General features: G+C 34.7%; 11 protein-coding genes. 5 read left to right on the top strand and 6 right to left on the bottom strand.

Going from position 1 to position 10,786, the window contains the following annotated elements; genetic code table 11:
* Nucleotides 1–107: 107 nt before the first annotated feature.
* Entirely contained in the window at nucleotides 108–1,622 is a 1,515-nt protein-coding gene (locus tag FC88_RS08735; protein ID WP_057814755.1) for a TIGR03766 family XrtG-associated glycosyltransferase, read from the bottom strand.
* A 126-nt stretch (nucleotides 1,623–1,748) separates the two neighbouring features.
* On the opposite strand from FC88_RS08735, the gene FC88_RS08730 reads away from it, so the two are divergent.
* On the top strand, nucleotides 1,749–1,952 hold the full coding sequence (locus FC88_RS08730) for a type II toxin-antitoxin system HicA family toxin (RefSeq protein WP_010020946.1): 204 nt from the start codon (nucleotides 1,749–1,751) through the stop codon (nucleotides 1,950–1,952).
* Between the two features lie 100 nt (nucleotides 1,953–2,052).
* Nucleotides 2,053–2,232 (top strand): hypothetical protein, encoded by a 180-nt coding sequence (locus FC88_RS08725; protein WP_057814753.1) that lies wholly within the window; start codon nucleotides 2,053–2,055, stop codon nucleotides 2,230–2,232.
* Here the strand turns inward: FC88_RS08725 and FC88_RS12915 are convergent.
* Complete coding sequence (locus tag FC88_RS12915; protein WP_157060456.1) at nucleotides 2,202–2,339, bottom strand: hypothetical protein; 138 nt, start codon at nucleotides 2,337–2,339, stop codon at nucleotides 2,202–2,204. The two genes, FC88_RS08725 and FC88_RS12915, sit on opposite strands and share 31 nt — an antisense overlap.
* Nucleotides 2,340–2,473: 134 nt before the next feature.
* Between FC88_RS12915 and FC88_RS08720 the strand changes: the two genes are divergently transcribed.
* Nucleotides 2,474–2,941: a glutathione peroxidase gene (locus tag FC88_RS08720; protein ID WP_057814751.1), complete on the top strand. Its 468-nt coding sequence runs from the start codon at nucleotides 2,474–2,476 to the stop codon at nucleotides 2,939–2,941.
* Between the two features lie 188 nt (nucleotides 2,942–3,129).
* On the opposite strand, the gene metF is transcribed toward FC88_RS08720, so the two are convergent.
* On the bottom strand, nucleotides 3,130–3,996 hold the full coding sequence (gene metF / locus FC88_RS08715; RefSeq protein WP_057814749.1) for a methylenetetrahydrofolate reductase [NAD(P)H]: 867 nt from the start codon (nucleotides 3,994–3,996) through the stop codon (nucleotides 3,130–3,132).
* Nucleotides 3,983–6,244: a 5-methyltetrahydropteroyltriglutamate--homocysteine S-methyltransferase gene (gene metE, locus FC88_RS08710; protein ID WP_057814747.1), complete on the bottom strand. Its 2,262-nt coding sequence runs from the start codon at nucleotides 6,242–6,244 to the stop codon at nucleotides 3,983–3,985. Before metE ends, metF begins: the two co-directional genes overlap by 14 nt.
* A gap of 139 nt (nucleotides 6,245–6,383) precedes the next feature.
* On the opposite strand from metE, the gene FC88_RS08705 reads away from it, so the two are divergent.
* Nucleotides 6,384–7,328: a LysR family transcriptional regulator gene (locus tag FC88_RS08705; protein ID WP_057814745.1), complete on the top strand. Its 945-nt coding sequence runs from the start codon at nucleotides 6,384–6,386 to the stop codon at nucleotides 7,326–7,328.
* Nucleotides 7,329–7,341: 13 nt separating this feature from the next.
* On the opposite strand, the gene FC88_RS08700 is transcribed toward FC88_RS08705, so the two are convergent.
* Together FC88_RS08700 and FC88_RS08695 are read right to left on the bottom strand one after the other, a co-directional pair.
* The gene (locus FC88_RS08700; RefSeq protein ID WP_083484616.1) at nucleotides 7,342–7,824 is read right to left on the bottom strand and encodes a GNAT family N-acetyltransferase; all 483 of its coding nucleotides are present in this window, start codon (nucleotides 7,822–7,824) and stop codon (nucleotides 7,342–7,344) included.
* An 81-nt stretch (nucleotides 7,825–7,905) separates the two neighbouring features.
* Nucleotides 7,906–10,347 carry an L-type lectin family protein gene (locus FC88_RS08695; RefSeq protein ID WP_057814741.1) on the bottom strand — a complete coding sequence of 814 codons (2,442 nt, stop codon included), beginning with the start codon at nucleotides 10,345–10,347 and terminating at the stop codon, nucleotides 7,906–7,908.
* Nucleotides 10,348–10,600: 253 nt separating this feature from the next.
* On the opposite strand from FC88_RS08695, the gene FC88_RS12675 reads away from it, so the two are divergent.
* Nucleotides 10,601–10,753 carry a CatA-like O-acetyltransferase gene (locus tag FC88_RS12675; protein WP_149029793.1) on the top strand — a complete coding sequence of 51 codons (153 nt, stop codon included), beginning with the start codon at nucleotides 10,601–10,603 and terminating at the stop codon, nucleotides 10,751–10,753.
* Nucleotides 10,754–10,786 lie beyond the last annotated feature (33 nt).

Raw genomic sequence — 10,786 nt, 5'->3', positions numbered from 1 at the left:
ACCTTTATGGGTTTTTGTGTCCACTAGTGTTCGGTTATATTTTACAATCTGCCAAATATAAATATATTAATTCTCACCTTCATTATAGTTCCTTTTTAGTTAGAAGTTCATACCCATCTAAAAAGATTTTCTAATTCTTTTTTTGTGAATGAGAAGTTTAGAGTAGCCAATATTATAAATACAGGTAAAACTTGAATTAAGTATCGACTTCTCCCGCCTTCAAAAATCAATAGAAAGATAAAACATCCGATTAAGGACAAACGCATAACTTGAGTAAATTTTTGATTATCATGCCAAGCAAAGAAGATAATTCCTAACCAAATGCACCACCAAATTTGAACAAGGAAACGAAAGTCACCGACGTTATTGCCATATAAATAAAAGAAATTTTCGAGTTTGCCTTTAAATCCATGCTTGGAGGGTGAGTGTTGCATCGGGATGAAATCACCATCTCGTAACCAGGCAAAGGTACCATCGGAAGTGTTATTATTATGCTTTTTGAAGAGAAAAGTTAAATAGCCTGTTGGTCCCATTTTCTTTAATCGTTTATGGATTGAATTTATTGAATAATCAATACGGTCTTTTTTATTAACTAAAGTTACCATTTTAAATGAATCTTTAGCGTTATAACCTCCATCTCCAGATAGTCCCATATTGATGAAATGAACCATTGGCTTAGCTCGAAAATAATTTACTCTAATATAAGATTGATTTTTGATGGTTTGGTTCATGTAATGAAAGCTGCCTATTGAACTAAGGCACATTAAAATAGTAAATATAAGTGTACTAATTTTATGCCGCTTTTTTAATAAATCAAGAAATTCAATGAGTACAATAGCAATTGCAGGGATTATTGCAGAAGGTTTGATAAAGTAGGCTCCACTCAAAGCAAATCCAAAACCCAGTGAGGCCATCAATTTAATTATTTTTGGAAAATGAGAATAAGAAATCACACAATAACAGAAAATATACATAGCTACAAATTCAATTGCCCATGTATCTGTATAAGGCACAATAATAGCCGGGAAAGTGATGAGCCAACAAGATTCAAGGTACATTCCAAGAGGAACTTTTGTTTTATCAATAATTGCAATGCTACCTAAGTTAAAAGCAGCCGATAGATCGACTAGAAAAAGTGTCACAAAATCAAAGAATAACCATGAAGTATTATGAAAAATATTAGCAAACCACTGTTGAAATAGAAAAATACCAAGATTATTAGTGTTGACACTGAAATAGCCAATTATGTTTACATCTTTTGGCATCAGCATACCTTGATGAACACCACTAACATCAAATCCAATTCCAGAGTGTATTAAAGAAACAAAAATAATTTGAATAGCTATTGCTAAACTTAGACAAATACTGGCAGTGACAATTCTTTTTTTTATAAATAACCAGTAGAAAAATTTTCTAGTCCCTGAGCTGACATATAGAGTGAGTATAAATACGCCTAAACTGAGTAATACTACGGTAGTAAATGCAGTTGTTCCTATTTTTGTTATCTGATTATCTCCTAGAATTAAGTTTGAAGAAGTCAGAGCAAATAATAGTGTTAACGTAAAGAAAAAATAAAAAAGGTACTTTATAATCCTATGGTTAAAATAAAATAATTTTCTCAAAATTTATCCCCTATAAAAAAACTTAATATAAGGATTATTATAAAATTTTAATTTTACTTATAAAAGTGATTATTTTCTAATGCTTACATTTTTGTGTACAATAGAGGTTTGAAAGGGGGTATATTTATGGCAATGAAACCCCAAAAAATCGTTAAAATATTAAGACAACATGGTTTTGTTAAGAAGTCACAGAACGGATCACACTTGAAAATGTATAATCCGGAGACGAATGTGACTTTGCCAGTTCCAATTCATCATGATAAAGAATTAGAACATGGAATTGAAAGTAAAATATTGAAACAAGCAGGTATTAAAGTTACTGATATCTAAAAAAGACTATGTAATAAGCATTTTGTTTGATGACAGATTGTTTATTACATAGGCTTTATTTTTTTGTATAATAGACTAATCTTGTTCTAGGAGTTAATTAATGAAGAAACTTAATCTATTATTTGTTTATGAATTGGCAATTTTGGGAGTATTATACTTTACCTTAGTGACATTTCAAATTATGCCTAAAGATGTCAATGGTTGGTTGATTTTAATTGGATTGATAATTTTATACTTGGTTGATTGGGCTTACTTTCGCTTTGTGAAATCTAACATGTAGCTGGCGGCCTCAGATAAGGTTTTTAAATTGTGTTGTTTTCTGACTTCTTCTAATTTTGCTTGAGCTTTGGGACTTAATTTAGAAACGTCAAATTCTTCTTTACTCAAAAAATATACCTTCTTTATGTAATCTAATTGTCTATTATCCACAATCTACTATGGAAAAGAAAGCAAAAAGCATAAACAAAATCATTGTTTCCGCTTCCAGATTACGACATAATATACAAAAGAGGGTGAAATAAATGGCACCAATTTATAAGTTTAAGGAAACAGAAATGAATGGTTTTACAATTGACTTTAATGATTATCAAGGTAAAGTCCTTTTAATAGTCAATACTGCTAGTAAATGTGGTCTAGCACCTCAACTAAAAGGTATCGAAGAACTTTATCAGAAGTATCACGACCAAGGATTTGAAGTTTTGGGATTGCCAAGTAATCAATTTCACCAAGAATTAGATGATGATAAAGCCACGAGTGATTATTGTCAGATGCACTATGGTGTAACTTTCCCAATGACTAAGAAAATTATGGTCAATGGTAGTGAGGAAGATCCATTATTCACTTATTTGAAAAATGAATCTGGACATGGTCGTATCAAGTGGAACTTTACTAAGTTTTTGATTGATAAAAATGGTCAGTTAATTGAGCGATTTGCGCCAGTAACCAAGCCAGAAAAGATGGAAGAAACAATCATTTCAGCTTTGCAGTAAATCGATTGTTTTAGAAATTATTCCATGTTATACTTTGCTTGCCCATAAAGGTAGGCACATAAAAACACCAAAACCCGAAACGATTGCACTCGTTTCGGGTTTTTTAGTGGGCTAAAATTGCCTTTTTCTTTTACTTGCGGTGTCTATAAAACGTAAAAAATTTCCCACTTAGTTGTGAGAAACTTTTTTTATTCGGTAACACTGTCAAGATGAAATAAGGATGCCGTGTTTTTAAAAATATGTTTAGCAGTATCGGCTTTGTTCATCGTATATAAGTGAACGCCGGAGACGTCGTTTGTTACTAAGTCAACAATTTGATCAACTGCATAGGCGATACCAGCTTCTTTTAAAGAAACGGGATTATCTTTGTATTTGTCCAAAATATTGATGAATTTTTTAGGCAATCTAGCGGCACAGTTTTCGATAACGTGAAGAGCCTGCTTGCGATTAACGATAGGCATGATTCCGGCCAAAATTGGGACGTTGATGTCAGCAATGGCGCATTCTTCTTGGAACCGATAAAATTGCTCATTGTCATAAAATAATTGAGTGATTAATTGATCGCATCCAGAATCAACTTTGTCCTTGAGATGTCTGATGTCGTCAACTCTGTTTTTTGAATCAGGATGAACTTCAGGGTAGCAGGCGCCAGAGACTGTGAAATCAGGCTTTTCTTGTTTAATGAATTGAGTTAGATCACTGGCATATTTGAAGTCTTTTTCAGGAATGTAACCTTCGACAATATCGCCACGTAAAGCTAGAACCTGATGGATATTCATTTTTTCTAGACGGTTCAAAATCGATCTGACTTCAGTTTTGGTGACATAGGCTGCTGGCATATGGACCATCGTATGACAGTGTAAATTATCTTTGACATATTTGGCGAGATTGATAGTTGTTTCTTCGTAGTTTAGTTTATGATTGCTGGCAGTAACGCTGATAAAACTAGGATTCAATCCTTTTAATTGATCCAAAGTGTCAGTCAAATTGTTCACGCCAACTTGAGAATTAGGAGGGAAGACTTCAAATGATAAGGTGGGATTAGTTTCTGTCATGTATCAACAACTCCTCTCTAACTTCTTTGGCAGCAGTTGTGAGATTTTCAACACTAGCTTTGGCTTCTTTAATGCCACGAGTTTTCAGACCACAGTCAGGATTGATCCAAACTTTTTCTTGAGGGACTTTTTGCAAAATTTTGTGGATAGTAGCTTTAATTTCTTCAACTGATGGAATACGTGGTGAGTGGATATCGTAAACCCCAGGTCCGACTTGAAGCTGGAAATTTTCTTTTTGAAGAGCATCAAGGATTTCTAGATTAGAACGAGAAGCCTCAAATGAGATAACATCAGCGTCCATATTTTGAATAGCAGGGATGATATCAGTAAATTCGGAATAGCACATGTGAGTGTGAATTTGTGTTGTTGGTTGAACCTTACTGTGAACTAGTCGGAAGGCAGGAATGGCCCAGTCGAGATATTCAGAATACCAGTCGGTTTTACGAAGTGGTAATTTTTCTCTTAGAGCGGCCTCGTCGATTTGAATGATCTTGATACCATTTTTCTCGAGATCTAGTACTTCATCTTGGATAGCCAAAGCAATTTGGATAGTCGATTCTTTAACAGAAATATCTTCGCGAGGGAAGGACCAGTTCAAAATTGTAACGGGACCAGTCAACATTCCTTTGACGATTTTATCGGTTTGACTTTGAGCAAATTTGGACCATTTAACAGTGATAGGTTTATTTCTAGCTACGTCGCTCCAGATGATTGGTGGTTTAACGCCACGAGTTCCGTATGATTGCACCCAACCATTTTTACTGAACAAGTAGCCATCAAGATTTTGTCCGAAGTATTCCACCATGTCGTTACGTTCAAATTCGCCATGAACTAAAACATCGATACCGATTTCTTCTTGCCAATCTAGCCATTCTTTGATGTGATTAGCGATGAATTCGTCATATTCTTGTTGTGAAATTTCATTGTGTCTGAATTGAGCACGAATTTTTTTGACGGCTTTAGTCTGTGGAAAGGATCCGATAGTCGTTGTTGGCAAAAGTGGGAGTTGGAATTCTTGTTTTTGAATAGTGGCTCGTTCTTTTAGATCGGGATGTCTGACGAATGAATCAGCAGTCAAACTATCGACGCGTTTTCTAACTGATTCATTAGGTTGAACACGAGGTTTATCGAAAAGTTGTTGATTTTTATTGATGAGTTTTGTGTCACCATTGAGAATTGCTTGTAAATCAACTAGTTCAGATAGTTTTTCCTTGGCAAAAGCAAAGTGTTGTTTGATTTCAGGAGCAAAAGTTTCATTTTCAATTGTGAAAGGTACGTGGAGTAGTGAACAAGATGTTGAAATAACTAGGTTTTTAACAGATAAACTATTGATCAAATCGATAGTTTTTTGATAGTGATTGCGCCAGATATTTTTACCATTGACTACGCCAGCAAAAAGAATTTTGTCATCAGGAAAGCCACTTTGGACTAATTGGGCCGTTTTTCGACCTTCATGAAAATCTAAACCGATACCTTCGATATCTAAATTAATCAAATCTTGATAAACATCACGCACGTCACCGAAATAAGTTTGAACTAGGACTTTAAGATTAGACTTATTTTGCAAGAGTTTTTGGTAAATATTCTCGAACAAAATCTTCTTTTCACCCGTGACATCTTTGACCAATTCTGGTTCATCTAGTTGAATCCATTGCGCACCTTGGTCGGATAATTTTTCAAAGACTTCTTGATAGGCGTTAACTAATTGGTCGACAAAATCATCTGCTGTTACACTATGAAATTCACTCAAACTCAAGAGTGTGAAGGGACCAACGATAACGGGACGTGTTTGGATTCCCGAATCTTTAGCTTCTTGATATTCATCGAAAATTTTTTCATCATTTAACTTGATGTCAGTTGCTTTTGTGAATTGTGGTACTAAATAGTGGTAGTTAGTGTTGTACCATTTCTTCATAGGGAGAGCCTTTAGGTCACCTTTTTCTCCTTGATAACCGCGAGCCAATGCAAAATAACGATCGAGATTTGATAAATCTAATTTTTTGGCAGCATCTGGAATGATATTAAATAGGTAGGCAGTGTCTAAAGTTGTATCGAAAAATGAAAAATCATTGCTAGGAATTTCATCGATACCAGCTTGTTTGATCAGTTGCCAGTGTTTGAGACGTAAATCTTTGGCAAAGTTTAATAACTCTGTTTCGGATATTTCATTGCGCCAGTATTTTTCAGTGTTAAATTTTAGTTCACGGTTTTCGCCGATACGTGGAAAACCAATAATTGTTGTTGTCATAAATAAGTCCCCTTTGTGGTAGTTATTGACTATTAATCTATCATCTAAAGTGGGTATTGGATAACTGATAATAATAATGATGGGTTATAGTTTAAAACTATAAGTTGGACTATAATAATAAAAAAACTGGAGTAAGCCAATGAGAATTCAACAATTAGAATACTTAGAAACAATCGTCAAAACTGGTTCTTTCAATGAAGCTGCTAAACAACTGTATCTAACTCAGCCCAGTCTTTCTAATGCTATTAAAGAATTGGAATCAGAAATGGGGATTCAAATTCTATTGCGTAGTAAATTAGGTGTGACCTTGACTGATGATGGACGAGAATTTATGATTTATGCTCGGCAAGTTTTGGACCAAGTACAATTGTTGAAGGGTCGCTATGAGAAAAGTCCGGTTCGTAAACAGGCTTTTTCAGTCTCAGCGCAACATTATGCCTTCGTTGTCCACGCTTTTGTAGAACTGATCAAAACAGTCTCGGCTGATGAATATCAGTTTACTCTGCGTGAAACCGAAACGGAAAATATCTTGACTGACTTGTCGAGTTTTAAGAGTGAAATTGGAATTTTGTATTTGAATAACTTCAATAAACACGTATTAAATAAGTTGTTTAAGGAATATGATCTAGAATTCATGCCTTTATTCAAAGCTTCACCGCACGTATTCGTTGGTCGGCAGAATCCCTTGACGAAAAAGAAACGCGTAACCTTGGCTGATTTAGCAGATTATCCGTATCTGTCTTATGAGCAAGGTGACAATAATTCATTTTATTTTTCAGAAGAGATTTTAAGTACTCTGGATCGTAAGAAAAATATCAAAGTTAGTGATCGAGCAACGATTTTTAATTTGATGGTCGGGTTGAACGGCTATACTATCAGCTCAGGTATTATTAGTAATAAATTAAATGATGACAAAATTGTGGCGATTCCATTAGACGTTGATGACTCGATGACTTTGGGCTGGTTGAAACACAGTCAATTGGAACTTAGTCCGATTGCTAAAAGATATTTAGAGATGTTGAAGGAACATATCAGAGGATATGGCTTTGATATTATAGATGAAAAAACAGATCACGCAAATTAATGTGTGGTCTGTTTTAGTGTAGTGATTTGATAAAAAATCCATCCATAGCGTCGCTATGCAAACTCTCTTCGATTGGTCCAGCAAGTTTGGTAAAGCCAGCTTTGGGATAGACGTGTAACGCCGCTTTTAAATTGTGATGAGTCTCCAGATATAATTTATCGTAACCAGCTTCTTTAGCAGCTTGTTCGACTAGAGAAATCAATTGATAACTTAGACGATGTCCTTGGGCTGACTTAGCTAAGTACAGTTTTTGTAGTTCGGCGATATTTTTCTCCAGATCAAATTCAGCAAATCCAGCTCCACCGACGACTTCTTGAAAATCATTAACGACAACAAAATAACCACGGCGAGCTTTTTCATAAAATTGACTAAGGGTATCGAGATTTTTGTCAAAATAGGCTGTACCAGGGATATCTAAGTGAGCAGCTTTTAAATCAGATTGTAAAATATGCTTAATAGCTTGGTTGTCACCAACTTGAATTGGACGAATGTTCATAACAAGCACCTTCTTTGTGGTAGTTAATTTCATATAATAGCACAAAAAAATTCACCTGCAAGATTATGCAAGTGATTTTTGTCATTCGTTGGGAATCGATTCGGCAACATTCCAAGTCAAAGTCCCAGTGTATTGACCAGCAGGAGAGATGTTGAGTTGTTTTAAAAGTAGTCCTGTGTCTTTGGTCCATGTATCAGCAATATTTTCTGTAACGTTAGTATCATGAGAAGTATCTTCTTGGTCGATAACGGTCGGCTCATCACTTAAAGTGGTGAAAGAATCATCGTTATATTGACGGTAGACCAAAGCTAGATTGTTGTTTAATGTTTTGTTATTTGAATATAGACCATTAGTTGTAACGGTCAATTGCCAAGGAGATCTTAGACTAGTGACGCTTAGATCAAAGTCATTTTTTCGTGCTAAATATTTTGTCGTATCACCGTAGTTAACATCTTGAAACCGCAATGATTTGGAAACTTCAAGACTGAGCATTTTGTTAGGTTTGGTCGTTATATTATACGTAACGGTATTAGAGATTAATCCATTGGTCTGATCGATTGCTTTAACAGTGACTTTTTGCGTGGAGTTAAGAGTAAAGAGATTCCAGAAATCATCGTCGTTTATTAGTGATTTGAGATCAATCGTTTGCTTAAAAATATTCCCAGACGCCGTTGTACCAACGTTATACGTTTTATTTCCAGCAGTGATTTGGTAAATAATATTAGTTGTAGAGTCGTCGTCACCAAAACTATGATTATCACTGTAAGTAAGTGTGTTTTCAAGATTCAATGTGGCGTTATCAGATTTATAGAACAAGTCAATGTTAGAATTATCAGTTGATAAATCAAGCGTATATTGCTTAGGAGCTAGAATAGTAAATTCAGGACTATTAGTGGAAGAAATTTGATTAGAACCATTGAATGTAGCGACCGCTTTATTGACGTCTATATCACTAGTTGTATCATTATTGGCTGTGGCTGAAATAGTAATCTTGGCGGTTGTTCCAGCACTTCCAGTTTTATTTCCAAGTGTCTTAGCTAAAGTATGTTGTAACGTTTGGTCAGCTAGTTCACTTTGATTGATAGCTTCTTTAGTACCGTCAGCGTAAGTGATATAGGCAATATTACCGTCATCATCAGGAGTTAAAGTTACGTGATTGGGAATTTTGATTTTAGCCACAATATCTTCCCAGTTGACGTTACCTTGAAGATAATTCAATTGATAGTTAAGAGCTAATTCATCACCATTAGCAACAGTTTTGTCAGTGGAATCAGCATTGATAGTCTTATTCAAAGTGGTATCGGTAATTGAAGCATCAGCATCAGCGTAAAGTAAGTCTGGAATGGAATCAAGAGCTACTAATTTACTAGCGACTGAATCCGATGGCCCATTGGCAGCAGTGAATCCCCAGCGGACTTTGTCATCAGTTGAATTTAACTTAGTCGTATCGACTTTGATAGTATCAGTAGCAGGTTTGTAATCGCCTTTAGTTGCTGTGTTGTCAGAGTAATCCAAATTTTTATCGTTAAAATAATAAGTCAATGTCGCGTCGTTACTACCTTCAGCAGCAGGTGTCCACTTGATGGTTACGTGATGCCAATAAATAGGATTATTTTGTTCATCGTAAGCATCAATTAAGTAATTAGCTTGAGGACTGATATGAACTAATCCAAAACCTGTTTTAAAAGGTAGAAAATTGCTGTAACTGGAAATATCGCCTGATTGATAACTGTCAGCTAGTCCAGGATAAGTTAAAGCGATGTGACCGTAAGTACCACCGGAACCATAGCGGGCAGTATCTGGGAAGCCAAGAGCTGTTAAATTGGAAGTTGAATTACCAAATTGAGTATCAAAACCATTAAGGGAATAATAACTTAAAATTGAAGGAAAACTTACACCGTTATTATTAAGCGGTTTATTACTGGAATTATAGAAATTATTTTTATCAGTATCAAATTCCAAGGCGACACTATTTTGAATGGCAGTATTTTTGATATAACTTTGATCGGCGTCGGTACCAGCAATAAGGTTTACTCTAGAAGCATCATAACCATAGACACCGATACCTTCTAGTCCAGCACCTAAAGCAGCAATCCCATCAGAATCATTTTGGAGAACAAAGGTGATTCCTTCGCTATTAACATCAGAAGATCCATCACCACTACCAAAATAAAGCCAAGCGGAGATAGTCTGTTCTTTGTTGATGTCAAAACTTTTATCGCTTGACCACATTGAACCATAAGTGTTTTTTCCACTTGCTAAGGCGATAACATTTCCGTTAGTGGAATTATTACCTGAATGGTCCACGATTTGTGCGGAGTTGGTATCGTAAATATCCTTTGAATCGTAGGTATTAGGTTTGGCGTTGGACATGTAATTACTGATGCCAATACCATTGGGAGCATTGTTTAAAACGGCTAAATCAGTATCATCAGTTAAAGCAGCCTTGATATTTGTAGCTGGCAAGCTAATGAAAATAGCCACAATGATAATTAAACCTTTGAAAATTTGCTTTAATTTCATAATAAAAACTCCTCCCTCAAGTATTTTGTTTTATAAGTTGTATTATATCGGGTTATATATCAAAATATTTTCAAAAAATATATACATTTTTATCGGTATTTGGTAATTAGGAATTATTTTTAATAAATCAAAGAATTATTGAGTTGTAAATTGATAATTTCATATTTTCAGAAATAAAAAATCAATCATGATAATCCAATGCGAATGACTAAAAGTTGTATCATAAAGGTAAATACGTTTGGAGGAAGAACTTATGAAATTCACGAAAATTGATTTAGATACTTGGACTCGTAAAGAAGTCTTCAATCATTTTATTGAACAAAAAACTACTTATAGTATGACCAGTAATCTTTCTATCACGAAAGCAGTTAAATTTGCTAAAGATAATAATTGGCGAATTTTATAATCAAGTTAGCCACCTTAAGAAAAAATAAATAAA

The organism is Companilactobacillus futsaii JCM 17355, from assembly GCF_001435505.1.
In the GTDB taxonomy this organism is placed as follows: Bacteria; Bacillota; Bacilli; order Lactobacillales; family Lactobacillaceae; genus Companilactobacillus; species Companilactobacillus futsaii.
Note: the sequence above shows the minus strand (reverse complement) of the source record. Positions and strands in the feature narration are given on the sequence as shown.

Bases quoted from the DNA above. Each gene is read 5' to 3' on its own strand.
- FC88_RS08695 (WP_057814741.1), bottom strand. From the start codon at position 10,347: ATGAAATTAAAGCAAATTTTCAAAGGTTTAATTATCATTGTGGCTATT.
- FC88_RS08730 (WP_010020946.1), top strand. From the start codon at position 1,749: ATGGCAATGAAACCCCAAAAAATCGTTAAAATATTAAGACAACATGGT.
- metE (WP_057814747.1), bottom strand. From the start codon at position 6,244: ATGACAACAACAATTATTGGTTTTCCACGTATCGGCGAAAACCGTGAA.
- FC88_RS12675 (WP_149029793.1), top strand. From the start codon at position 10,601: ATGAAATTCACGAAAATTGATTTAGATACTTGGACTCGTAAAGAAGTC.
- FC88_RS08725 (WP_057814753.1), top strand. From the start codon at position 2,053: ATGAAGAAACTTAATCTATTATTTGTTTATGAATTGGCAATTTTGGGA.
- FC88_RS08720 (WP_057814751.1), top strand. From the start codon at position 2,474: ATGGCACCAATTTATAAGTTTAAGGAAACAGAAATGAATGGTTTTACA.
- metF (WP_057814749.1), bottom strand. From the start codon at position 3,996: ATGACAGAAACTAATCCCACCTTATCATTTGAAGTCTTCCCTCCTAAT.
- FC88_RS08700 (WP_083484616.1), bottom strand. From the start codon at position 7,824: ATGAACATTCGTCCAATTCAAGTTGGTGACAACCAAGCTATTAAGCAT.
- FC88_RS08705 (WP_057814745.1), top strand. From the start codon at position 6,384: ATGAGAATTCAACAATTAGAATACTTAGAAACAATCGTCAAAACTGGT.